The 22,343-nt window shown below is 58.6% G+C and carries 23 protein-coding genes; 14 read left to right on the top strand and 9 right to left on the bottom strand.

Features of this window, described 5'->3' with window-relative positions:
* The first annotated feature begins 58 nt into the window (after nt 1-58).
* From ACFWW4_RS05560 to ACFWW4_RS05520, 9 genes are read left to right on the top strand one after another with little or no spacing between them, the layout of a single operon-like run.
* On the top strand, nt 59-493 hold the full coding sequence (locus ACFWW4_RS05560) for a hypothetical protein (protein ID WP_411889936.1): 435 nt from the start codon (nt 59-61) through the stop codon (nt 491-493).
* Nucleotides 490-795, top strand: a complete 306-nt coding sequence (gene nuoK, locus ACFWW4_RS05555; RefSeq protein ID WP_008235370.1) for an NADH-quinone oxidoreductase subunit NuoK — start codon at nt 490-492, stop codon at nt 793-795. Before ACFWW4_RS05560 ends, nuoK begins: the two co-directional genes overlap by 4 nt.
* Nucleotides 796-799: 4 nt before the next feature.
* Nucleotides 800-1,342 carry a hypothetical protein gene (locus ACFWW4_RS05550; RefSeq protein ID WP_411889935.1) on the top strand — a complete coding sequence of 181 codons (543 nt, stop codon included), beginning with the start codon at nt 800-802 and terminating at the stop codon, nt 1,340-1,342.
* Nucleotides 1,343-1,367: 25 nt separating this feature from the next.
* On the top strand, nt 1,368-3,482 hold the full coding sequence (nuoL, locus tag ACFWW4_RS05545; protein ID WP_411889934.1) for an NADH-quinone oxidoreductase subunit L: 2,115 nt from the start codon (nt 1,368-1,370) through the stop codon (nt 3,480-3,482).
* Complete coding sequence (locus ACFWW4_RS05540) at nt 3,482-5,023, top strand: NADH-quinone oxidoreductase subunit M (protein WP_393926488.1); 1,542 nt, start codon at nt 3,482-3,484, stop codon at nt 5,021-5,023. Before nuoL ends, ACFWW4_RS05540 begins: the two co-directional genes overlap by 1 nt.
* 11 nt (nt 5,024-5,034) lie before the next feature.
* The gene (nuoN, locus tag ACFWW4_RS05535; RefSeq protein WP_393926486.1) at nt 5,035-6,471 is read left to right on the top strand and encodes an NADH-quinone oxidoreductase subunit NuoN; all 1,437 of its coding nucleotides are present in this window, start codon (nt 5,035-5,037) and stop codon (nt 6,469-6,471) included.
* Nucleotides 6,461-7,222: a biotin--[acetyl-CoA-carboxylase] ligase gene (locus tag ACFWW4_RS05530; RefSeq protein ID WP_411889933.1), complete on the top strand. Its 762-nt coding sequence runs from the start codon at nt 6,461-6,463 to the stop codon at nt 7,220-7,222. Before nuoN ends, ACFWW4_RS05530 begins: the two co-directional genes overlap by 11 nt.
* A 13-nt stretch (nt 7,223-7,235) precedes the next feature.
* A complete protein-coding gene (locus ACFWW4_RS05525; RefSeq protein WP_393926483.1) occupies nt 7,236-8,009 on the top strand; it encodes a type III pantothenate kinase in 774 nt (257 codons plus the stop codon).
* On the top strand, nt 8,006-9,670 hold the full coding sequence (locus ACFWW4_RS05520; protein WP_411889932.1) for a ribonuclease J: 1,665 nt from the start codon (nt 8,006-8,008) through the stop codon (nt 9,668-9,670). The genes ACFWW4_RS05525 and ACFWW4_RS05520 overlap by 4 nt, the downstream gene beginning before the upstream one ends.
* A gap of 60 nt (nt 9,671-9,730) precedes the next feature.
* On the opposite strand, the gene ACFWW4_RS05515 is transcribed toward ACFWW4_RS05520, so the two are convergent.
* The 7 genes from ACFWW4_RS05515 to ACFWW4_RS05485 form a co-directional block, all read right to left on the bottom strand.
* Complete coding sequence (locus ACFWW4_RS05515; RefSeq protein ID WP_411889931.1) at nt 9,731-10,294, bottom strand: excalibur calcium-binding domain-containing protein; 564 nt, start codon at nt 10,292-10,294, stop codon at nt 9,731-9,733.
* Between the two features lie 186 nt (nt 10,295-10,480).
* Nucleotides 10,481-11,917 carry a DEAD/DEAH box helicase gene (locus tag ACFWW4_RS05510; protein WP_411889930.1) on the bottom strand — a complete coding sequence of 479 codons (1,437 nt, stop codon included), beginning with the start codon at nt 11,915-11,917 and terminating at the stop codon, nt 10,481-10,483.
* A 148-nt stretch (nt 11,918-12,065) separates the two neighbouring features.
* The gene (locus ACFWW4_RS05505) at nt 12,066-12,809 is read right to left on the bottom strand and encodes a hypothetical protein (protein ID WP_411889929.1); all 744 of its coding nucleotides are present in this window, start codon (nt 12,807-12,809) and stop codon (nt 12,066-12,068) included.
* A 50-nt stretch (nt 12,810-12,859) separates the two neighbouring features.
* Nucleotides 12,860-13,477, bottom strand: coding sequence for a hypothetical protein (locus ACFWW4_RS05500; RefSeq protein ID WP_411889928.1), 618 nt, complete (start codon nt 13,475-13,477; stop codon nt 12,860-12,862).
* Nucleotides 13,478-13,488: 11 nt separating this feature from the next.
* A complete protein-coding gene (locus ACFWW4_RS05495; protein WP_411889927.1) occupies nt 13,489-14,058 on the bottom strand; it encodes a hypothetical protein in 570 nt (189 codons plus the stop codon).
* A gap of 99 nt (nt 14,059-14,157) precedes the next feature.
* Nucleotides 14,158-14,631, bottom strand: coding sequence for a hypothetical protein (locus ACFWW4_RS05490; RefSeq protein ID WP_411889926.1), 474 nt, complete (start codon nt 14,629-14,631; stop codon nt 14,158-14,160).
* 34 nt (nt 14,632-14,665) lie between these two features.
* Nucleotides 14,666-16,261, bottom strand: a complete 1,596-nt coding sequence (locus ACFWW4_RS05485; RefSeq protein ID WP_411889925.1) for a peptide chain release factor 3 — start codon at nt 16,259-16,261, stop codon at nt 14,666-14,668.
* Nucleotides 16,262-16,371: 110 nt separating this feature from the next.
* Here ACFWW4_RS05485 and ACFWW4_RS05480 point away from each other — a divergent pair, with 110 nt between their 5' ends.
* Nucleotides 16,372-16,989, top strand: coding sequence for a hypothetical protein (locus ACFWW4_RS05480; protein WP_411889924.1), 618 nt, complete (start codon nt 16,372-16,374; stop codon nt 16,987-16,989).
* 27 nt (nt 16,990-17,016) lie between these two features.
* Nucleotides 17,017-17,595, top strand: a complete 579-nt coding sequence (locus tag ACFWW4_RS05475) for a hypothetical protein (protein WP_411889923.1) — start codon at nt 17,017-17,019, stop codon at nt 17,593-17,595.
* Here ACFWW4_RS05475 and ACFWW4_RS05470 read toward each other — a convergent pair.
* Nucleotides 17,490-18,449 carry a Hint domain-containing protein gene (locus ACFWW4_RS05470; protein WP_411889922.1) on the bottom strand — a complete coding sequence of 320 codons (960 nt, stop codon included), beginning with the start codon at nt 18,447-18,449 and terminating at the stop codon, nt 17,490-17,492. The two genes, ACFWW4_RS05475 and ACFWW4_RS05470, sit on opposite strands and share 106 nt — an antisense overlap.
* Before the next feature lie 135 nt (nt 18,450-18,584).
* Here ACFWW4_RS05470 and ACFWW4_RS05465 point away from each other — a divergent pair, with 135 nt between their 5' ends.
* From ACFWW4_RS05465 to ACFWW4_RS05455, 3 genes are all read left to right on the top strand, one after another.
* A complete protein-coding gene (locus ACFWW4_RS05465) occupies nt 18,585-19,364 on the top strand; it encodes an SDR family oxidoreductase (protein WP_411890005.1) in 780 nt (259 codons plus the stop codon).
* On the top strand, nt 19,364-20,482 hold the full coding sequence (locus ACFWW4_RS05460; protein ID WP_411889921.1) for a DNA alkylation repair protein: 1,119 nt from the start codon (nt 19,364-19,366) through the stop codon (nt 20,480-20,482). The genes ACFWW4_RS05465 and ACFWW4_RS05460 overlap by 1 nt, the downstream gene beginning before the upstream one ends.
* A gap of 72 nt (nt 20,483-20,554) precedes the next feature.
* Nucleotides 20,555-21,625, top strand: a complete 1,071-nt coding sequence (locus ACFWW4_RS05455) for an ABC transporter ATP-binding protein (RefSeq protein WP_393926459.1) — start codon at nt 20,555-20,557, stop codon at nt 21,623-21,625.
* Nucleotides 21,626-21,631: 6 nt separating this feature from the next.
* Here the strand turns inward: ACFWW4_RS05455 and ACFWW4_RS05450 are convergent, their stop codons facing one another.
* On the bottom strand, nt 21,632-22,330 hold the full coding sequence (locus ACFWW4_RS05450) for a hypothetical protein (protein WP_411889920.1): 699 nt from the start codon (nt 22,328-22,330) through the stop codon (nt 21,632-21,634).
* Nucleotides 22,331-22,343: the final 13 nt, after the last annotated feature.

Genomic DNA, 22,343 nt, shown 5'->3' with positions numbered 1-22,343 from the left:
TTCCGGACTGAAGAAATTTTGCAGAATTTCTTCGTGATGAAGGCTGAAGGAAGTGCCAATGATCGGACTTGAACATTATCTGACGGTGGCCGCAGCAGTGATCGTCACGTCTTCATCATCTCTTGCAGCCGATGATCTGCAGACTGGTTCATGCATTGGATATGATCAAAACTTCGAGCGGCGACTGAGCTTGGCGTTGACCGACTCAATGCTGATACACGAGTGCGGTGGTGCAACATGGTCTGTCCTCGAATGCGGATCACGAGATCGTGTCGAAGTCCAATTCGGCAGTTATCACTCTGAGGATGTCCAACACAGGGTTGAGGACCTAAGAGATCAAATTCTTGCCATTAGTGACAATGCGAGCCTGGAGCAGGTCACCCAAGCGATCTTAAGCACAGGTTGGGTAGCGGATGCGCACACATGGGGTGACGGGTTTCTTGATTGTTCGAGCCTGTGCCACAGCGCGTCTCAAGAAGGATGCGCACAATGATCGGACTTGAACATTATCTGACGGTGGCTGCGGCCCTGTTTGTCATTGGCATCTTCGGTCTGTTCCTGAACCGCAAGAACGTCATCATCCTGCTGATGAGCATTGAATTGATGCTGCTGGCGGTGAATATCAACCTTGTCGCGTTCTCCAGCTATCTGGGTGATCTGGTGGGGCAGGTGTTCACCCTGTTTGTGCTGACCGTTGCTGCCGCCGAGGCCGCGATTGGTCTGGCCATTCTTGTCTGTTTCTTCCGCAACCGCGGGACCATCGACGTTGAAGACGTCAACGTGATGAAGGGCTGACGCGTTGCAGGTTTCCAGCACATTAGTTGGTATGTCCAAGCGTGGACTAGCCTTCGGCCTCGCAGGGGTGTTTTCGGCCTGCACCGTTGCTCCAGAGGAATGTGCAAAGGCGGATAATCACTTCTTCGACGCACCGCCAGAAGACCTTGGGAACGGTCTTGTTCTGAACAAGTCAGGCAGTTCCCATGGTAATTCTCGCTATCGCGTGGCCTCCAGTTTTCGATCGGTTGTTGACTGTGAAACAGGTATCGCGTCGACGTTTGTTTTGTTGGATGTCTTTGAAAAAACCGAAAGGGTCGATGGCCGGCCATATGCTACGTCGTTCAGTTCTGATGGTCCTTCAATCGATGCTGGCGAGGCTGGAAAGGAATTTGAGGCTTTCCTTGATGCAGGTGGCTACACCAGCTTAGCCGAAGTTAAAGCTAAGGCAGAAGAGCTTGGGATTGTGGTGAGAGAGCGGATAAGTGAACAAGAAGACTGCGGATGTGCTGTTTTCTATCCGGGAATGCTGGGCGACAAAGAGCCGGCACAGGAGCGGAATGCTTAGGATGAGCAGGGAGTACGAATAAATTATGGAAACCATCATCCTTTTTGCCCCGCTGGTCGGTGCCATCCTGTGCGGGTTTGGCTGGAAACTGATTGGTGAAACGGCGGCCCAGTGGGTGTCGACCAGCCTGTTGTTTCTGGCGGCGATCCTGTCCTGGGTGGTGTTTCTGACCTTTGATGCGGGCGCCCATCCCAATGGTGGTTATACTGTGCCGATCCTGCGTTGGATCGAAAGCGGGACGCTGGCAACCGATTGGGCGATCCGGATGGATCGGCTGACCGCGGTCATGCTGATCGTGATCACGACTGTTTCGGCGCTCGTCCATCTGTATTCGTTCGGCTACATGGCCCATGACGACAATTTTCGCGAAGGCGAAAGCTATCGCCCCCGGTTCTTTGCCTATCTGTCGTTCTTTACCTTTGCGATGCTGATGCTGGTGACCGCCGATAACCTGGTCCAGATGTTCTTTGGCTGGGAAGGGGTGGGTGTCGCGTCCTATCTGCTGATCGGGTTCTATTACCGCAAACCCACGGCCAATGCGGCCGCGATCAAGGCGTTTGTGGTCAACCGTGTGGGCGACTTTGGTTTCGCCCTTGGCATTTTCGCGCTGTATATGGTGACCGACAGTATCCGGTTCGAGGATATCTTTGCCGAGATCCCGAACCTGCAGGGCCAGACCATCACGTTCCTGTGGGCGGAGTGGGACACGCTGAACCTGATTGCGGTTCTGCTGTTTATCGGCGCGATGGGGAAATCGGCGCAGTTGTTCCTGCACACATGGCTACCGGATGCCATGGAAGGCCCGACCCCGGTGTCGGCCCTGATCCATGCCGCGACCATGGTGACCGCCGGTGTGTTCCTTGTCTGCCGCATGTCGCCGCTGATGGAATATGCCCCGGCCGCAACTGATTTCATCGTGTTCCTGGGCGCCACGACTGCCTTCTTTGCCGCGACTGTTGGTCTGGTGCAGAACGATATCAAGCGCGTGATCGCCTATTCGACATGTTCGCAGCTGGGTTACATGTTCGTCGCTGCTGGTCTGGGTGTGTATTCGGTGGCGATGTTCCATCTGCTGACACATGCGTTTTTCAAGGCGATGCTGTTCCTTGGTGCCGGGTCTGTCATTCACGCGATGCATCACGAGCAGGACATGCGGAACTATGGCGGGTTGCGCCACAAGATCCCCAAGACGTTCTGGATGATGATGATCGGGACGCTGGCGATCACGGGTGTTGGTATCCCGCTGCTTTATATCGGGTTCCCGATTGGGTTTGCCGGGTTCGTGTCCAAGGATGCGATCATCGAGAGCGCCTATGCAGGTACGGCGGGTGGCTATGCCTTCTGGATGCTGGTTGTGGCGGCGTTGATGACCAGTTTCTACAGCTGGCGTCTGATGTTCATGACCTTTTACGGTACACCGCGCGGTGATGCCCATACGCATGAACACGCACATGAAGCCCCGAATTCGATGCTGGTGCCGCTTTATATATTGGCGATTGGTGCGGTGTTCAGCGGGATGGTCTGGTACGGGTCGTTCTTTGGATCCAACGACAAGGTCGGCAAGTTCTTTGGCGTGCCTTATGCCGAAGCGTCCGAGCATGGCGACGAGGCGGCACATGGTGATGACGCAGCCCATGGTGAGGACTCCAAGGAAGAAAAGCACCATTACAATCTGGTCGGCGCACCGGGTGAGGGGGCCATTCATAACAGCCCTGATAACCATGTCCTGAACGAGGCGCACGAGGTGCCGATCTGGGTCAAGCTGGCCCCGTTCGTGGCGATGCTGACCGGTCTGGCGCTGGCCTATCAGATGTATATCCGCCGTCCTGATCTGCCCGGCAAACTGGCCGAGCAGCAGGCGCCGCTTTACAACTTCTTGCTGAACAAATGGTACTTCGACGAGATCTACGATTTCATCTTTGTCAGACCTGCCGTGGCGCTGGGCCGGGTCCTGTGGAAACAGGGTGACACAAAGACAATCGACGGGGGCATCAACGGGCTGGCCATGGGGATCATTCCATTCTTCACACGGCTCGCAGGCCGGGCGCAGTCGGGCTACGTCTTCACATACGCCTTTGCCATGGTACTGGGAATAGCGGTGTTGCTGACCTGGGTCACACTGACCGGGGGGGCAAACTGATGGGTAACATCCTTTCCCTCACAACTTTTTTGCCCCTGCTGGGGGCGATTATTCTGGCGTTGTTTCTGCGCGGTGACGACGCTGCCGCACAGCGCAATGCCAAATGGGTTGCACTGCTCACCACGGTAACGACATTTATCGCATCGATGTTCATCATCTGGAATTTTGATCCGGACAATACCGGTTTCCAGATGGTCGAAGAGCGGGAATGGCTGCTGGGGCTGCAGTACAAGATGGGTGTCGATGGTATTTCGATCCTGTTTGTGATGCTGACCACTTTCCTGATGCCGCTGGTGATCGCCGCCTGTTGGGACGTGAACACCCGCGTCAAGGAATACATGATCGCCTTCCTGATCCTTGAGACATTGATGCTGGGCGTGTTCCTCGCCCTTGACCTGGTGCTGTTCTACCTGTTCTTCGAGGCCGGTCTGATCCCGATGTTCCTGATCATCGGTATCTGGGGCGGGAAGAACCGCATCTATGCCAGCTTCAAATTCTTCCTTTATACCTTCCTCGGCTCCGTGCTGATGCTGGTGGCCATGGTGGCGATGTTCGCCGATGCCGGCACCACGGATATTCCAACGTTGATGACCCACACATTCGGCACCGAGAATTTCAGCATTCTGGGTGTGCAGATCGTGGGTGGGATGCAGACGCTGCTGTGGTTGGCATTCTTTGCCAGCTTTGCCGTTAAGATGCCGATGTGGCCGGTTCATACGTGGTTGCCGGACGCACACGTGCAGGCGCCCACGGCCGGGTCCGTGGTTCTGGCTGCGATCCTGCTGAAGATGGGGGGGTACGGTTTCCTGCGTTTCAGCCTGCCGATGTTTCCAGTCGGGTCAGAAGTGATGGGCCCGCTGGTGCTGTGGCTGTCGGCGATCGCGATTGTCTATACCTCGCTTGTCGCACTTGTGCAGGAAGACATGAAAAAGCTGATTGCCTATTCGTCGGTTGCCCATATGGGTTACGTGACCATGGGGATCTTTGCGGTGAACCAACAGGGGATTGATGGTGCGATCTTCCAGATGATCAGCCACGGCTTTATCTCTGGCGCGCTGTTCCTGTGTGTCGGTGTGATCTATGATCGGATGCATACGCGCGAGATTGATGCCTATGGCGGTCTGGTCAATCGGATGCCGGCCTACGCGCTGATTTTCATGTTCTTCACGATGGCCAATGTCGGCCTGCCAGGGACGTCCGGGTTTATCGGTGAATTCCTGACGCTTGTGGGGATTTTCCAGGTCAATACCTGGGTCGCCGTGGTCGCGACATCCGGTGTGATCCTGTCGGCGGCTTACGCGCTGTGGCTTTATCGCCGGGTGGTGATGGGCGATCTGATCAAGGAAAGCCTGAAGACCATCACCGATATGACCAAGCGCGAGCGGGTGATCTTTGCCCCGCTGGTCGCCATGACGCTGCTGCTGGGGGTCTACCCTGCGCTGGTCCTTGATATCATTGGCCCGAGCGTGAATGCGTTGGTCGGCAATTATGAAACGGCGCTGGCGACCTTTGAGGCCGCCACCCAGTTTGCTTCGAATTAAGGAACAGGCATATGATCTCTGCCGATATCCAAATCCTGATGCCTGAAATCGTGCTGGCGGTGTATGCCATGGCGGCCCTGATCGGGGCTGTCTACACGACCAAGGACGGTATGGCGCCGCTGCTGACATGGGCCACATCAGGGCTGTTTGTGCTGCTGGCGGTGTGGATCGGGATTAACGGGCAAGGGACGAGTATCGCCTTTGGCGGTATGTTCGTCGATGACGGGTTTGCCCGGTTCGCGAAGATCACGATCCTTTTGTCCGCCGCCGCGGTCCTGCTGATGTCAGAGGCATATATGCAGCGCCGTGGCCTGCTCAGGTTCGAATATCCGCTGCTGGTCGCGTTGGCGGTTGTTGGCATGATGGTGATGGTCAGTGCGGGAGACCTGATGGCGCTTTATATGGGCCTCGAACTGCAATCGCTGTCGCTGTATGTCGTGGCTGCATTGCGCCGGGATAGCGTGAAATCGACCGAGGCGGGGCTGAAGTATTTCGTCCTCGGTGCGCTGTCGTCGGGTCTGCTGCTTTATGGTGCGTCGCTGACCTACGGCTTTGCCGGCACGACGCTGTTCTCAGGCATCATTGAAGCAACAGCTGACGAACCCTCGCTTGGGCTGCTGTTCGGCCTTGTCTTCCTGCTGGCAGGCTTTGCCTTCAAGGTCTCTGCTGCACCGTTCCATATGTGGACGCCGGACGTGTATGAAGGCTCGCCCACACCTGTGACAGCCTTTTTCGCCACAGCCCCCAAAGTTGCGGCCATGGCGCTGTTTGCCCGTGTAGTGCATGACGCCTTTGGCGGGATTGTCGGGGACTGGCAGCAGATCGTGGCGTTCCTGTCCGTCGTCTCCATGTTTCTTGGCGCTGTCGCCGCCATTGGCCAGACTGACATCAAGCGCCTGATGGCCTATTCATCCATCGCCCATATGGGATTCGCGCTGATGGGCCTTGCCGCTGGCACTGCATTCGGCGTGCAGGCGATGCTGATCTATATGGCGATCTATGTGACGATGAATGTCGGCACCTTCGCCTTTATCCTTGGGATGGAGCGGGACGGGCGACCCGTCACCAACATCGACAGTTTGCGGATGTATTCAAAGCGTCAGCCCTTGCGTGCGCTGGCGATGCTGGTGCTGCTGTTCAGCCTTGCCGGTGTGCCGCCGATGGTCGGGTTCTTTGGCAAGTTTTATGTGCTGCGCGCCGCCTATGAAGGCGGGCTGGCCTGGCTTGCTGTCGCCGGTGTGATCGCGTCGGTCATCGGGGCCTTCTATTATCTGCGCATCGTCTACTACATGTATTTCGGCGAAGAGGGCGAGGCGCTGGACGGCAAGATGAACCCGGTGCTTTGGACATTCCTGATGGCCTCGGCCCTGATCATGGTCGTCGGGGTCGTGAACCTGTTCGGGATCGAACCCATGGCCGCAGCGGCGGCGGCGACGCTTGTCAACTAACGCCAACGCCCATGGGCATTGGCCCGAAGGCTATGGGCGGGTGGTGCTTGGCTCTGTTGACAGTACCATGGCCGAGGCTGCGCGGCGCGCGGGCGACATCATCAAGCCCACATGGATCATGGCGCGCACACAGACGGCGGCACGAGGACGGCGCGGGCGCCCGTGGGTCGTGCCCCCCGGCAACCTGAGCGCGACATTGATCTTCAACCCTGGCTGTACGGCGGCAGAGGCGGCCAAGCGATCCTTTCTTGCCGCCAATGCGCTGTATCAGGCGCTGGCGATCTACGTACCTGCCGAAAAGCTTAGCCTGAAATGGCCCAATGATGTGTTACTGGCCGGCGGCAAGGTCGCCGGAATTCTTTTGGAAAGCAGCGGGCAGGGGCCCTTTATCGATTGGCTTTCTATCGGGATCGGTGTGAACCTCAAACATACGCCTGAAGGTGTGACCGACGCCAGTTTCCCCCCGACCAGCCTGATGGCGGCAGGTGGATGGGAAGTAGACGCGGAGGATTTCCTTGCCACGCTGGCAGACGCCTATGCGACACAGGAGGACAAGTTGCGTCATTTCGGGTTCACCCGCATCCGCGACGACTGGCTGGCAAATGCCGCACGTCTGGGCGAGGTGATCACCGCCTGCACCGGGCGCGAGGACGTAACAGGTATCTTCGACAGTATCGATCAGGATGGCAATCTGGTGCTGATTACCGGCACCGGCCCGCGCGCGATCCCGGCGGCGGATGTGTTTTTCTAAGGGAGGCGGGCCCATGCTTCTGGCCATTGATTGCGGCAACACCAACACCGTGTTTTCCATCTGGGACGGTGAACAGTTCATCGCCACTTGGCGGGCCAGCACCGAATGGCAGCGCACGGCGGATCAGTATTATGTCTGGCTCTCCACGCTGATGCGGTTCCAGAACCTGGATGTCCATATTGATGAGATCATCATCAGCTCGACCGTGCCGCGTGTCGTGTTCAATCTGCGGGTCTTTGCGGACCGCTACTACAATTGCAGGCCTCTGGTGGTGGGCAAGCCTGATTGCTTGCTGCCCCAGAACCCGCGTGTCGATGAAGGCACACAGGTGGGTCCGGACCGTCTGGTTAATGCCGCCGGTGCGTATGCCCGGCATGGCGGTGACCTGATCGTCGTGGATTTTGGAACGGCCACCACCTTTGATGTGGTGGCGAGTGACGGCGCCTATGTTGGCGGGGTCATCGCCCCCGGCGTGAACCTGTCGCTTGAGGCGCTGCACAATGCCGCCGCCGCCTTGCCGCATGTGGACATCACCAAGCCGCAAAAGGTGATCGGCACCAATACGGTCGAATGCATGCAGTCGGGTGTCTTTTGGGGTTACATCGGGCTGGTGCGTGAGATATGCGCGCGGATCAAGGCCGAACGTGGCGTGCCGATGCAGGTGATCTCAACCGGGGGGCTGGCCCCTCTGTTTCAGCAAAGCGAAGCGCTTTTCGATGCGTTCGAGGACGATCTGACGATCCACGGCCTGACCGTGATCCATAAGTATAACAAGGACAATGCATGACTGACCGCCTGATCTATCTGCCCCTCGGGGGCGCCGGCGAGATCGGCATGAACGCCTATGTCTATGGCTATGGGCCGCAAGGCAAGGAACGGCTGATCGTGGTTGATCTGGGCGTGACTTTCCCGGATATGGACGGCACGCCGGGGGTGGACCTGATCCTGCCCGATATTGCCTGGCTGGAGGCGCGGAAAGAGCGCATAGACGGCATCTTCATCACCCACGCGCATGAGGATCATGTGGGGGCCATCGGTCACTATTGGGAACGGCTCGGCGCACCTGTCTATGCCCGCCGCTTTACCGCCAATATCGCCCGGCGCAAGCTGGACGAACATGGCCATCCTGAAAGCGTGGTGAAGGTGGTTGAGCCTTATCCGCATGTGATAAGCTGCGGACCGTTCAAGGTGTCTTACCTGCCCATCAGCCACTCGATCCCTGAAAGCGCTGGTCTGCTGATCGACAGCCCAGATGGACGCGTGCTGCATTCGGGTGATTTCAAGATCGATGAGACGCCGGTGGTCGGCGACCCGTGGGATCAGGCGCTGTGGGAAGAAGTTTCAAAAGACGGGGTCAAGGCGCTGGTCTGTGATAGCACCAACGTGTTTTCAGATGCCCCGGGGCGGTCAGAAGCCTCTATCGGGCCGACGATCACCGAACTGATGCAGGACGCGACGGGTATGGTCGTTGCGACCACGTTTGCATCCAACATCGCGCGGTTGAAAACGCTGGCGGTTGCCGCGAAGGCCGCCGGGCGATCCGTCTGTCTGCTGGGCCGGGCCATGCGCAGGATGGTCGAGGCGGCGACCGAAGAGGGGATATTGGACGGTTTCCCCGGCACGGTCAGCCCGGAGGATGCGCTGGGTATTCCCCGCGAAAACCTGATGCTGTTGGTCACTGGCTCACAAGGCGAACGGCGCGCCGCATCCGCCCAACTGGCGCAGGGCAAGTATCTGGGGCTGTCATTGAAGGAAGGGGACACGTTCCTTTTCTCTTCCAAAACCATCCCCGGCAATGAACGCGGCGTGATCCGGATCATGAACCAATTGTCCGAACTGGGTGTGGACGTGATCGACGATGCGGGCGGCAAATACCATGTGTCCGGCCATGCCAATCGGCCTGATCTTGAGCGGCTGCACCAAATCGTGAAACCGCAAATCCTGATTCCCATGCATGGCGAACACCGGCACCTGCGCGAGCATGTGAAGGTCGGGAATGCAGGCGGGCTGACGGGGATCGTCGCGGTCAACGGCATGATGATCGACCTGTCGGGCAATCAACCCACGGTGGCCGAGTATATCGACACCGGCCGGACCTATCTGGACGGCACGGTACAGATCGGCGCGCTGGACGGTGTGGTGCGCAACCGCATCCGCATGGCGCTGAACGGGCATATGATTGTGACCCTGATCATCGACGAAAACGACGAACCGCTGGGGGATCCCTGGGTTGAGATTTCCGGCCTGCCGGAGATGGGGCGCAACAATGCGGCCCTGGTCGAGGTGGTCGAGGAAGACCTGAGCCAGTTCCTGAACCGCGCCAATGCCAAGACGCTGCGGGATGATGACAAGCTGGAGAAAGAGCTGCGGAGCATCGCGCGGAAGTCAGCGCAAGGCGAGATCGGGAAGAAGCCGGAGGTAACAGTGATTGTTAGCAGGTTGGGGTAATTTTTTGGGCTGGCTGTCGGTTAATTTCTAGCAAACTATCTTTATAGAGCTGTTAAGTCGTTAGCAGCCATCATAATCGCGCGCGCCGCTAGCAGTAATTGTATATGTGCCGCCTCGTGGGCCGACATAGCAGCGCCGCGAGATCGTCGGTCGCGATACTGTTGTACGAACGGGCGCTCTGGCTGCTCTTGAAATTTGTCTCACACGCGTTCCCCATTCACAGGCCAGCCCGTCACCATCTCGATCGAGGTCATTGGGGTCACTCAGCGGTCCGCCAGAAGCTAAGAAGTATTTTTGCGCAGAAGCTGCGCTGCTGAAATCGTCGCAATTCCGTAGGTCTGTTCCCAAAGCTGTATTCGTAGGAGAGCGAGAATAGAGCGTGTTGCCGAAAGCGGATGACGTTCGTTGACCAATATATGAAGTTCCAAAACGCGTTTCACCTCGTTCTGCCAACTCGGCCTCAATAAATGCCAAGCGGAGTGGCGAAGGTGTCTGTCGGTGTTCGATCCACAAGGACGTAGTGCTTTGATTTTCAATACTCTGCGAGATGTCCTGAGACACTGTTGGCGAGCAGGCCACCAGAACGGGTGCAATAAAAAAGGCGAAAATTATGTATTTACTCATATACACCTTATGAGTGTATTTGATGCTTTAGTCCACAAATCGTCGGTGAGCGTGGGATCGAGATTATAAAAACGCCTGTATTGCAACGCTAGGGTATCGCCCTCCGGGGGGAGGTCGGGCGATGCCCGGGCAAGCCAGGCGGTGGTGGCAAGACGAAATGTGGGTCGGGATCTATCCCGACCGTTGTCAGACCTTCGCGCGTTCCTCAAAGCTCATCGCGATGAATGCGGGCGTATCCTCGCCCATGCCCACCACATCGGGCTCGTTCCGGCCGCGTCCGCGTCCGCCGCGTGACCGCTCTTGCCGGGGCTTTTCTTCGCGCCTCGGTTTGTCATCCCGCTGCGGTCTTTCATCCTGCGCGGGCTTTTCGACCGGTTTCGCCTCGAGTGCTTCACCCTCATCATCTTTTTTCCGGCGATTACGCGTCCGCTTTGGTTTTTCCTCGGTCTTGGTCTCTTCCTTGGCCGGTGCGCCCTTCATCGGGTTGTCCAAGCGCGGAATGCTTTCCTTGACCAGCCGTTCGACGTCATCAAGGTTTTTCTCGTCCCGTGGGATGCAGATCATGATCGCGGTGCCTGTCCGGCCCGCGCGACCTGTGCGCCCGATCCGGTGCACGTAGTCTTCGGCATGGCTGGGCACGTCGAAGTTGAACACATGAGTTACGGCGGGAATGTCGAGGCCGCGGGCGGCCACGTCTGAGGCTACAAGGAACCGCAGTTCATTGTCGCGGAACTTGTCCAGCGTGCGTGTCCGGTGCGACTGATCCAGATCGCCGTGGATCGCGGCGGCATCATAGCCGTATTTGTTCAGCGATTTGGCAACGATATCCACGTCAGACTTGCGGTTGCAGAAAATGATCGCGTTGGTGCAGGCCTCACCTTCGGCATCGATCAGGGCGCGGAGCAGGGCACGTTTTTCCGATGGCTCCTTGGGTTTTGCTGATCCTTTGAACATCACGACGCCCTGTTTGATGTTCACATTCGTCGTGGCCGCGCGCGCCACCTCGACCTTGGCAGGATTGGACAGGAACGTGTTGGTGATCCGCTCAATCTCGGGCGCCATGGTGGCGCTGAAAAACAGGGTCTGGCGGGTGAAGGGCGTGCGTTTGAAGATTTCCTCGATATCCGGGATGAAGCCCATGTCGAGCATCCGGTCGGCCTCATCCACCACCATGACCTTCACGTCGGTCAGGATCAGCTTGCCACGTTCGAGGTGATCCAACAGACGACCGGGGGTCGCGATCAGCACATCGACGCCCTTGTCGATGATCTTGTCCTGATCCTTGAAGCTTGTGCCGCCGATCAGCAACGCCTTGGAAAGCTTGGTGTATTTGGCGTATGTGTCGAAGTTTTCGGCCACCTGTGCGGCCAGTTCCCGTGTAGGCGCCAGCACCAGCGAGCGGGGCATCCGCGCGCGGGCACGGCCACGGCCCAGAAGGGTGATCATCGGTAGGGTGAAGGCGGCGGTCTTGCCGGTGCCGGTCTGGGCAATCCCCAGCACATCGCGCCCTTCGAGCGCGGGCGGGATGGCGCCATCTTGGATCGGGGTGGGGGTGTCGTAGCCGGTTTCAGCGACGGCCTTGAGAACCTTGGGATCAAGGTTCATGTCAGAGAATTTGGTCATATACGTCCTGTTTCTGCGGGTCGGTCCGCAAAGGTGAGAAGGACGCAAAGTTCCGCGCGTCCCGGGCATCAAGGGCCGGATTGGCCGTGGCTGCGGATAGCGGAATTGCTGCGCTGCGTCAAGGCGGCTGCCCCCGTAACGTCCCGTATCATCTGGCCTTTTCCGCCGCGCGGCGCATAAGGGCAAAGCGACGAAAGACGGTGCCGTCGTCGTTGTTCAGCGCCGTCAGCAGGTGCCGCGCCAATCGCCCCGTGGCAGGCGCATGTTTCGCGTCGCGCCACAGGGGGGCCAGCAGATGCGCCTCCAGATCGCCCTTGAGGACGGAAAAATCCTTCATCCCCATGGGCAGAGGGGCTTTGTTGCGGTCCTTGATCCTGAACGGTTCCTGCGGGGGTAGACCGGAAAAGGCCCGCTCCGCCTCGTAAATTTTCATCAGCGAAAACAGAATGTTGAAGGATTGGGCGAGCTTCCGGTCCGCCTCGTCCTGCCCGTGATCGGCGAAGGTGATGATCGCCGAGATCAACCAGCGGGTGGGCAGGTTGTCGAGCAGCCAATCCTCTTCCTCGGCCCAGAGCCGCAGGAACAGGGCAGGGGCGTGATCTGGATAGGTATGCTTGCGCAGATGCGAAATCAGCAGCCCATGCAGCAGGGCCAGTTCCGTGTGCCCCGCCAGTTCCCCCAGCAGCATATGCCGTTTCTTGGCAACCCGGCTGAGCCCGTCGGGGCGCGGGTTGATTTGCGGGGGCAGTGGCTGGGTGGCGAGCGCCTTGAAATCTACGTCTATCGGGGCCAGATCCTCGCCTGCGTCATGGGTCAGCAGCGACCGCCGTTTCTGGTATTGCGGCAGAAGGGTGCGGACCCCGCCGGGAAAGGTTTCATCATTCTTGGTCATCTGGCCCCTCTGCCGGTGATTGGCCCCAGTATCGGGGGCCGCGCCATCCCTTACAAGCCCGCCGTCGGGTGGATCATGGGGCGATAGGCTTGTGCCAGAACGGCGCGCGTCGGGGCGGGGGTCAGGACGGTTGCGATGCCTGTGCCCGGTCTGTCGATGGCAAGGTCATAGCCCGCTGGCGTGTAGGGGTGCAGATGTTGGTCAGAGACCAGATGTGGACGCCCGGCATGGTCAATCATCGTCCCGGTCGGCAGGTCAATCATGGGTGCCTGATGCACCCGCTGTATCCGGCTCCGGGGTATTACGCGGGCGGCATGAAGCACCTTGTCGATCTGCGGCGCCTTGGGGCGGGTTCCGGTATGGGTGGCCCAGGCATCGGCAAAGCGGTTATAGGCGTCACGCCGACAATAGCCACAAGGGCGGTGGCCTGCGGCAAAGGCCACAGCCTCGTCCAGAAAGAACAGCTCCGTCCATTTGCGGCCTGTCATCACCTGCCGCGTGCGCCCCTGCCAGTCCAGCGTGCAGCAAATCCACGCGTGATGCGACCAGCGCGCGGTGCCAAGGGTGCGGTTATCACGATGGATGATCCCGCGATTGCCGGTCAGCATGCCACGGGCGGGATCAGAGACAATCTCGCCCGTTGGCAGGACGCGGTTTTGGAGGGGCATTTCTTTTTGGACTACTGAGATGCAGTGAATGTGCTCAGCGTCTCTTCCACTGCAATAGTCGTCGGGGCTGTCACACCATCATCTTTCTGGAAAGTGCCGCTTACACGACCACGTATCTCTTCCGGAGTTGTCGCGCCATCAGATTGATAAAAGTCAGCGCCGATTGCCGCTCCAGACGTGTAAGTGGTACCATCGCTAACTCTGGTCAAAGTTCCATCGAGATCAGCAAACAAAGGGAATAGGTTGGAAGGCAAGTTCCGATCAATGTCGCCATTTTGTAGCGTAAGGGTGCCTGTGTAACTCTCGCTATCTGTATCCGAGAACCCGGTGGCATTTCCGGTAACTGTGCTTCCCGAAAAATTTGCGTTAACCGTCAAGTCACCGGTGTATGTAACGTTGCCCGCTCCACCTTCATTCAGGACGAAATTCAAGTCACCGGTATAAGTTGCAGAGCCACTAGTAGGAATTGACGGCCCAGGAACAAGCTGAAGACCACCGCTATCACCACCACTTGATCCACCACAAGCCGACAAAACCACACCCGACGCTCCGACTAAAATCACTTTCAATACAGTATTCATGTCAATTTACCCCCGTAAATATACCCACCTCATGTTGGCGAAGGTGAGGAGGCAATACAAGAGGGGCGTTGACGGGGTAGCGAAATTTGCCGCTCGACCTTACCCTGGGCTACTTAGTACCTGCTGGAACAACATACCGGGCACGACGCCTTCATATCGGCCGCGCCGGCCTTGCACGCGGAGCGGCAGGCCGGTGCGGGCGGCGGTTCGAAATGCGGCCTCGGTTAGGTGGATCACCCCCACCTCGGCCCTTTGGCAGCCGTCGATGCAATGGGTCAGCAACCGGTCATGCCGTTGATATTGCAGTCGGACATTGCCTGAATACATCGCCTCGACAATCGGGCCGTTCGGGATGCGGCGACGGATATTGGTCAGCACGCCATAGGCGCGCGTGCCGCCGCGTTCGATCATGACAGGGCGAACCACCATGTTCGCCTTGCGATCACGAAAAATCTCGTGTTCGGGCGTGTAGAATTCATTGAAGCCAGTCCAGTCGTCATACCGGCTGATGATATCCGCACCGGGTGTGCAGCCCGCAAGGCAGACAAGCAGAGAAAGGGCAAGAAACCGCATGCCACAGACTGGTGGTCGATTGGTTAATGAACCCTTACACCATCATCTCTTTCGTGGCTGTCAAGTTTACATCGGGATAGTCGCGCGCAACCCTGTCGATATCCCATTGCAGACGCGTCAGGTACACGGTGTCGCCGTCATTATCGGTGGCGATATGCTGTTTGTTGGCGGCGGCGAATTTTTCGACTGCGTCCTTGCTGCCGGATACCCAGCGGGCAGAGGTGAATTGTGACGGTTCAAACCGCACGGGCAGTCCGTATTCCATCTCGATCCGGGACGCCAGAACCTCGAATTGCAGCGCGCCGACGACGCCGACGATAAAGCCGGACCCGAATGTGGGCTTGAACACTTTGGCCGCCCCTTCCTCTGCAAATTGCATCAGCGCCTTTTCCAGATGCTTGGCCTTCATCGGGTCGCCCGCCCGGCAGGTTTGCAGCAGTTCCGGTGCGAAGGAGGGAATGCCGGTCACCCGGATCGCCTCGCCTTCGGTCAGCGTGTCGCCGATGCGCAATTGCCCGTGATTGGGGATGCCGATGATGTCGCCGGCCCAGGCTTCTTCTGCCAATTCCCGGTCGGCGGCCAGAAACAGCACCGGATTGGTGATCGCCATCTGCTTTTTCGACCGCACATGGGTCAGCTTCATGCCACGTTCGAAATGGCCCGAGGCGAGGCGCAGAAAGGCCACCCTGTCCCGGTGTTTGGGGTCCATATTGGCCTGCACTTTGAACACGAAACCGGCCACTTTGGGTTCTTCGGGGGCCACATTGCGCGGCTGTGCCGTTTGCACCTGCGGTTCCGGCCCGTAGGTGCCTATTCCGTCCATCAATTCCTTGACCCCGAAAGAGTTGATGGCCGAGCCGAACCAGATCGGTGTCATCGACCCGTTCAGCACCGCCTCATGGTCCAACGATGGCAGGAGTTCTTTGGCCATCTCGATCTCTTCGAGGAATTTCTCCAGCAGGTGAGCAGGCACATGTTCGGCCAGTTTCGGATCGTCCAGCCCGTTGATCTCAATGCTTTCGGCGATCTTGTTGCGGTCGGCGCGGTCCATCAGTTCCAGACGGTCGCGCAGAATGTCGTAGGTGCCGATGAAATCGCGCCCGACACCGATCGGCCAGGCGGCAGGGGTCACGTCAATCGCCAGATTTTCCTGAATTTCGTCAATGATCTCAAACGTATCGCGGCTTTCGCGGTCCATCTTGTTGCAGAAGGTCAGGATGGGCAGGTCGCGCAGGCGACAGACCTCGAACAGCTTTTGCGTCTGGCTTTCGACTCCCTTGGCCCCGTCAATCACCATGACGGCGGCATCGACGGCTGTCAGCGTCCGATAGGTGTCTTCCGAGAAATCAGAGTGGCCGGGTGTGTCGACCAGATTGAACCGGTATTTTTCGAAATCAAATGACATGGCCGAGGCGCTGACGGAGATCCCCCGGTCCTTTTCCATCTGCATGAAATCCGACCGCGTGCGCCGTGCCTCGCCCTTGGCGCGCACCTGTCCGGCCATCTGAATGGCGCCGCCGTAAAGCAGGAATTTCTCGGTCAGGGTCGTCTTGCCCGCGTCCGGGTGCGAGATGATCGCAAAGGTCCGGCGGCGGGCGATTTCGGGGGGCAGTGCGGGGCGATTTGTCATGTGGCACGCTTTATGCGGTTGGCAGGCAAAGGGCAATGCGGGGCGCGCTTAACCGAAGCTTTGGGTTTTGCTGATAGCATGAGGGCACAGGTCTGAAACCAGGGGCAGTGATGCGGGTCATGGTGATGGCCGCCCTGCTGCCGCTGATGGGCTGCGGCGGTGGTGGCGGTGGTGATAGCGGCGGCAGCGGGATTGATCCGCGCCTATCGCGCATTGATATCTACGAATCCCAACGCTTGCGCGTGCTGGGTGACCCGGGCGCGGGTGTTATGGGCATGCCCATGACCGAGGCGGGCAATATACCCGCAACCGGCACCGCCGATTTCACCGGATCGGTCACAATCCGGGCCGAGACGAGCCCGGCCACATCTGTCTTGGCGGGCGACGCGACAATCACCATGGATTTTGAAGGGGCCGAACCGGTCACAGGGACCTTTGGCAATTTCTTTGGCACCGGCCCTGATGGGGTGCTGCGGGACTATGGTGGAAGTGCGACCATCAGCGATGGTAGCATCGGCCCCGGCAATGAATGGTCGCTTGATTATTCAGGGGCGCTGACCGCGACTGGGCAGTCATTCATCCTCGACGGGACGGTGACCGGCGATTTTCTGGGCAACCCGGTTACGGCTGTCGCTGGGTCCGCGCTTGAAGCGCAGGTGAATTACAATGGGACGATCACTGACGCGGTGGTGACGGTGGTTGGTGAGGGAAGCCTGTCCGCGCCTTAACCTCCTGTTAAGCATATCGCCGGCAGCATGGATCGTATGGTCCGGACGTTTTTCATAGTCACATTTCTGGCGGCCTGCGGTGGCGGCGGTGATAGCAGCATAAGCACAGAAGCGCGGCTTGCTGCGTTCGATGATGCATTTGCCGACATCACGGCAGCGGGCGTAACACCTGTCAATCAACTGCCGGCAGAGGGCAGTATCAGCTATGTTGGCGACATGCGGCTAGGATTGCCGCTGGGCCCATCGGGTGCCGTCACGCCCTATCTTGGTCGCCTGCAGGCCACGGTGCATTTCGATGATAGCTTGACGCCGCTATCCGGGACGATCAGCGCGTTCGCAGGGTCGCAAGGGACGTTATCGGGAGAGTTGGAGATCTATGACGGATCGCTCAATCCCGGTGCAGACCCGGACGATGATTACCAATTCGCGGCGAAGCTGACCGGGCGTCTTTCAGATGGCCCGACTGAGTACGATCTGAGTGGTGATGTTGCCGGTGATTTCTATGGTCGAACGGCTGATGCGGTGGCCGGCGTGGCCTTTGGCACAATCTCTGACGGGTCAGAACTGGACCGATTTGACGGCACGTTCGCGGCAGTCAGCCCCTGAGTGAAGCGGGCATCTGCTTTGGCCATTTCTACCAGGCGTCCAACATGCATCAATGCCGGGTCGGTCACGCGCTGCTCTGCCACTGAACGCAAATTCATCAAACAGGATTCGGCCCAGACATCTTGCACTTTGATCACGCACGATTTTTCGAATTGCAGTTGCACATAATCGACAAACCCGCCGGCTTGCTGCGACACGCCTGCATTGCCGATCAAGGCAGCGGCTTGAACGGGGCGGTCCATTGATTGCAGGCACAGGCGTTGCGCCGGATGGGCTGACAAAGCATGACCCGACCGCTTGATTGTTACTGGTGCATTGGCCGCATGCGCGCGAAATGTCCGTTGTCCGACCCAGTTGACGGTTTGCGGGCCGTGATCGCGGGTCTTGATCCTGTCGCCGGTTTGCAGCGTTTCCACGGGCTGTGTCGATCCGTCAGCCATGGTGATCAGGGTGCCCGCGACAAATGAGGCCGCAGTCGCCTGCGCAAATCTGCGCGTCGGATTGCCTTGGTCGATATGGATCAGGCGGTAGGCCACGCCGGGCCTGATGGGATCAAGAGGGCAGAGATAGACCCGACCATGATTGTCGGTCAAAAGCAGCGCATCGCTGGTCCAGCCATCGGGGCACAGGAAGCGCAAACAGGCCTGAGCCTGTAACGCTGTGCCGCACGCCGCGACGACAAAACGGCCGGTGTCCGCAAGCATGGTCGTCGCCATTGCCCCGTGATCCAGCCTGTAGATGTCATCCAGAAACAGAGCATCCGGCAGGGCCAGAGCATCACCTGTCGCCACGCCATCAACGACGCGGAAACTATTGGCGCGGAACAGGTCCGTTTTCTGAGCGTGAGCAGACATGATGTGTGAGTGTACCGTCAAAACATAAATACCGAGCTAACCAGACACATAGCGGCCTTTTGCACCCTTATCGCGCATTGCTGCAGCATGTCAGCGATGTTAGGTGAAATTATGACCAAAAGGGGAGGCTGTGCCATGGATCTGGGCATCAAGGGAAAACGCGCACTGGTTTGTGCATCGTCAAAAGGGCTGGGGCGGGGCTGCGCCGAAGCATTGGCAGAGGCTGGGGTCAGTCTTGTTTTGAATGCCCGCGGGGCCGAGGCGCTGAATGCGACCGCCGATCAGATACGGTCCGCACATGGCGTTGATGTGGTGACCGTTGCGGCAGATGTCGCAACCGATGCAGGGCGAGCCGAATTGCTGGCCGCTGCAGAAGGTGTTGATATCCTGGTCAATAATGCAGGCGGGCCGCCCCCTGGTGTGTGGTCGGACTGGGACCGCGATGATTACATCGCCGCCTTGGACGCCAACATGCTGGCCCCGATCGCGCTGATGACGGCCTTGATGCCGGGCATGATTGATCGTGGCTGGGGCAGGGTGGTCAACATCACCTCTGGCTCGGTCAAGGCGCCCGTTCCGCAGCTGGGGCTTTCCAATTCCGCCCGCGCAGGCCTGACCGGTTTTGTGGCCGGAACCTCGCGGCAGGTCGCCCAGCATGGGGTGATCATCAACAACATGCTGCCCGGCATTCACGCCACTGATCGGGCCGATAGTTTGGATGCTGGTGTGGCCAAGGCGCAGGACATTGATATGGCCGCCGCCAAGGCACAGCGCGAGGCGACGATCCCCGCCCGCCGCTATGGCACGCCGGAGGAATTCGGGGCGATGTGCGCGTTCTTGTGTTCGCAGCATGCCGGGTTCATCGTGGGGCAGAACATCGTGCTGGATGGTGGTGCCATCAACGCCACGATCTGATGGCCGAGAAATTCAGCCTCAAGGATGATCTGTTCAACGCAGATACGGTAGGGCGGCTTGGCCAGCATTTTGAGGATGCAGGCGTGTTTATGGCTGCCCCTTTCGTGGCCGATGTCATGGCTGACATGCCGCCGTTGGAGTTGAAGGCGCGGATCAACCTGATCGCGGATGTGTTGGCGCGCTATCTGCCGGGGGATTTCGACGCTGCGGCAGACGCGATCCAGAGCGCACTGCCGCCACCGCTCGACCCGACGCTGCGCGACGATGATTTCGGCCATTTCATCTACGCACCGCTGGGCGTCTATGTGGAAAACCACGGGCTGCTGGGTCATCTAGACCGCAGCCTTGATCTGCTGGAGCAGATCACGCAGCGGTTTTCAATGGAGTTCTCGATCCGGGCCTTCCTCAACCATCATCAGGCGGCGACGTTGGAACGGATGCAGGACTGGATCACCCATGATCACTACCATGTGCGGCGGCTGGTCAGCGAAGGCACCCGGCCACGGTTGCCATGGGGGCAGAATGTGGGGCTGACACCTGCGGATACGCTGCCGCTGCTGGACCGGCTTCATGGTGACCCGACGCGGTTTGTCACCCGGTCGGTGGCCAATCATCTGAATGATATCACAAAGTTTGATCCTGATGCCGTAATCGCCCGCCTGTCGGCATGGCAAAAGACCGGGAAGCAGGCAGGCAAGGAGCTGGACTGGATGCGCCGCCACGCACTGCGCGGCCTGATCAAAGCCGGACATAGTGGGGCCATGGTGCATCTTGGGTATCGTCCCGATATCGCGGTTGATGTGTCGCAGTTCAGCATCACGCCGAACACGGTTGTGCGGGGCGAAACCGCTGAGATCAGCGTCACGCTGACCACGCGGCAGGATGCCCCTATGATCGTCGATTACATCGTTGATTTCGTGAAATCGAATGGCAAGACTGCGCCAAAAGTATTCAAGATGAAGGTGTTGGAGGCCAAAGCCGACAAGTCTGTTACCCTGCGCAAGACCCATCGGTTCAAGGATGACGCGACCACCTTTACCCTGCATCCCGGTGCTCACCATCTGCATCTGCAGGTCAATGGTCGGATCGTGGCGGATGCGCCTTTTCATCTGACCTGACCTTGCCCATAAGCGCCGCAGTTGTTAGGTGCGCTATACCCAATTGTTTCAGTCAGGCATCGTTTTCCCTTCATGCAAACCCCCCGCCTCGAAATCAGAAATATCGTCAAGGATTTCGGCGGGCGCCGGGTGGTGGATGATGTGAGCCTGACGGTCATGCCCGGTCAGGTGACCTGCCTGCTTGGGCCATCGGGTTGTGGCAAGTCCACGACATTGCGGATCATCGCCGGGGTTGAAATGCAGAATACCGGCACGATTCATGTCGATGGTGAATTGGTCTGCGACACGATCTACCGGGTGCCGCCAGAAGGGCGATCAATCGGATTGATGTTTCAGGATTTTGCCTTGTTTCCGCATCTAACGGTGGGGCAGAACGTGGCGTTCGGGCTAAAGAAGCGTGACAGTGCGGCGCGGGTCAAGTCCTTGCTGGACAAGGTGGGGATGGCCCGGTTCATCGATGAATATCCGCATGAACTGTCAGGGGGTGAACAGCAGCGGGTGGCGTTGGCGCGGGCGCTCGCCCCCAAGCCGCGTATCATGCTGATGGATGAGCCGTTTTCCGGCCTTGATGACCGGCTGCGCGACGATATTCGGGATGAGACGCTGGAGATCCTCAAGAGCGAAGGTACGGCGGTTCTGCTGGTGACCCATGAGCCGGGCGAGGCGATGCGCATGGCCGATGAAATCGCGCTGATGCGCGATGGCCGGATCGTGCAGCGCGGTGCGCCGTACAATATCTATAATGCACCCAAGGATCTGAAATCAGCAGCTTTCTTTAGCGATATCAATGTGATCAATGGTAAAGTTGAAGGCGCTTTGACCGACACGCCTTTTGGTCAGTTCCTTGCCCCCGGCGTGCCGGATGGGACCGAGGTTGATATCGTCATCCGTCCCCAACATTTGAAAATTGACTTTGACCGGCAGGGGCGTGGGCCAAACCCGACGCCGCAAGACGGCACGCCCGCACGCGGCATCGTCCAGCGATCGCGGTTCATGGGCGCGCTCAGCCTGGTCGAGTTCAAGATGGATTTTGATGGGTCGATCCTGCGCGCTACGGTGCCGACCGTCTTTCTGCCGACACCGGGCACTCCACTGTGGATCATGTTCCGACGGGACCGGTGTTTTGTGTTCCCAAAAACGTAAAGAGTTTCAGGCGTTGCGATAGGCGGGCACGTGACTTGCCACCTTGCCAAACGTCCCGACCGCATAGCTGAGCATGGCGCTGATAAACAGCATCTCGCCCCCATCCTCGAGGATCAGGAAAACCCCGCCAAGCACGGTGTTGTCCGGCATCAGCCCATGCAAGACATCCAGCACAACAGCGCAGAAAATCACCCCACCAAAAAGCCACGCCATTGGTTTGACTTTGCGCCGCAGGCTCTGGTCAGCAGCCCGCCAGCCGATGTAAAGAAACACGGCGCCCACGGCCCCCAACAGTGCCCAGATTGCCAGTTCGCCAATCTGAAACGCCACGGGGCCGATCGTTTTGTGCAGGCTTGTCCATATGACCAAGATGGGCCCACCGCGCTCGTGTAGCAGCAGCATATCGTCGCCCAGCACCAGCAACAAAAACAGGCACATCATCAACAGCAACAGCAATCTGTCCTGCAGATAGGATCGGAATAATATGGCGATCAGCAGCAGCCATTTGAGATAGTTGAACATCTCACCCAGGCTCCAATCGCGGGCGACGTTGAACAGATCGGGCCAGACTGTCACACGGTCCATCACAATCATCAGCCCGAAACTGATGCTGATGGCGATCAAGGCCAGATCAATACTCAAAAAGACGATAAGCGTCCGCCGGTCAAAGTGACCCAAATCAGTAGGCGCTGCAGATGTCATCATTCAACCTCCGCGA

The organism is Yoonia sp. SDW83-1 (assembly GCF_046762885.1).
GTDB lineage: Bacteria > Pseudomonadota > Alphaproteobacteria > Rhodobacterales > Rhodobacteraceae > Yoonia.
This window is presented reverse-complemented; position numbering and strand designations above follow the sequence as displayed.